1 protein-coding gene is annotated in these 2,092 nt (G+C 31.0%); it reads left to right on the top strand.

The features are described 5' to 3' along the window. Nucleotides 1-2,092, top strand: a 2,092-nt coding sequence (locus QZL64_RS12865; RefSeq protein ID WP_296309685.1) for a hypothetical protein, incomplete at both ends; no start/stop codon positions are given.

Genomic DNA, 2,092 nt, shown 5'->3' with positions numbered 1-2,092 from the left:
CCAATCTAATAGTTGGTGAAAAAACATTCAATATAGGCAATTTATCTACTCAGGATAAAAAAGACATAGTTGAAGCTTTAATGGGATTCCATTGGCGTGTAGCTAGAAAGAATTTCTTCAGCCCAATAAAAGAAGCATTACCTTCTGTATATGATTATTTTAACAATAATTCTATTGATTTGCTTGATATCATTCCAGGTATATCTCTTACTAAGGATGATTTCATTTCTTCTACCCCAGTTTATACTATGGGTGTGTTAGAAAAAGCTGGTATAATAAGAAGTGACTTAGATGATCAACTATTTAAAGATTCTTTCGCATATGCTGAAGACATTCAGAAAGTACCAAGAAAGATCAACAATACTGAAATAAAAGAAGCTGCTGAAAATAAAGCTAGTTCATTGCCAAATATTCCTAGTATCCCAGAACCACAGGCAGATATTACTAAAGATGTTACGACTTCTGAAGTTACAACTAAAGATGATTCTTACATAAAGGAAATAACTAATGATGGAGAAATAGATCCTTTGAGTTTGGGAATTGATGAAGATTTTGATGTACCTTTTCGTAAAGTTGCAGGAAATATATCAGAAGTAGTAACTCCAGAGGAAATTCAATGGTTTAGAAATAAATTAGGATTACCAGAAGATTCTTTACATATTGTTGAAGATGCTATTGCACTTGGTGGGAATGAGTATGCTATGGGTCTTGTTAGAAAAGATTCTACTATACTGTGGAAAGGTGCAGAACGTGGTACATTGTATCATGAAGCATTCCATAGAGTATCATTATTAACTATTTCTCCAAAGGAAAGAAAGAAAATTTATGAATTCTATAGAAATAGAACTGGTTTTGTTGGAAGTGATAAACAAGTAGAAGAAGCTTTAGCAGAAGACTTTAGGCAGTATATGCTGAATAAAGTAGATCCTGAATTAAATCTTCTTAAAAGAGCTTGGAAAGCTATTAAGAATTTCATAAGTAAATGGGTTTGGAGAACCGATACTAGTATTGATAATATTTTTAATAGAATCGATTCTGGTTATTACAATAGATCCAAACAAGATTCGGCTGCTGTAAATGAATTTCTTGCTGCATATAAAGGTGCAGGTGCTCCATTTAAAATAAGAAATCACAAATTTAAAAACATTACTAACACACAATTCAAAGAAACTGTAAATTCACTTGTAGGTGCTTTATTTACATTAAATAACATAAGACTACGTGATGATTTGCAAAATCTTAATTATGGAGTGTTAAAAGCTGCATTAAAACCAGATATAACAGCCAAATTAGTTGAAAAAGGAACTATTACTAAGGAACAAGGAGAAGTTAGAGATGAAATCTACAATACGTTCGATACTGTATTTAAACCTGAAATCATAAATAAATTAAATGAGTATCAAATAAGAGCAGTAGATAAACAAGAAAACATTGATGCAGAAATTGATGAAAAAGCAGTTGGTAATAGCGTAGGAGATCAAATGGCTAACTACATTCAAGAACAACTGTCTGTTTCAGTTAAAGATAATGCTCTTGCATCTATAAAAATTTTCATTGCGACAATGCCTAGAACAGAATTTGTCATGAAACAAAAAACAAATCCTGATGGCACTGTGACTCAAGTACAAGGTGTTGCTGCAATAAAGAGTCCTGTTACAGGCTTACCTCTAATGGTTGACTTTGATAAATCTTGGAATACAATTATTAATGAAATTCACTCTGAAAACACATTCAAAGGAATGATGAACAAGAGTGCAAAACTTGCTAAAGTAACACCATTATTTAAAACTTTGTATAATGAATTATACAAGATTACGAATGAATATGTACAAAAGAAAGGTATTCAAGAGGATGAAGCTCAAAAAATAGCAAGAGAGAATTTACAAACTCAGTTTAGAAATACATTCCGTAAAGCTAGACACAAGTTAGTTGGTATTTTATCAGAAAAAGTTGAAGATGAAAACGGTAATGAACAAACTAACTTGTATGTTAAAGATGAGAATGCAAATAAAGTATCTAAAAATATATTAGAGGGTTGGAATTACAATTTAATAACAAACAGTGGTGTATTAGATACTTCTGATAACTTATT

It is taken from the genome of Veillonella sp. CAG:933 (genome assembly GCF_000431435.1).
GTDB lineage: Bacteria > Bacillota > Negativicutes > Veillonellales > Veillonellaceae > Veillonella_A.
Note: the sequence above shows the minus strand (reverse complement) of the source record. Positions and strands in the feature narration are given on the sequence as shown.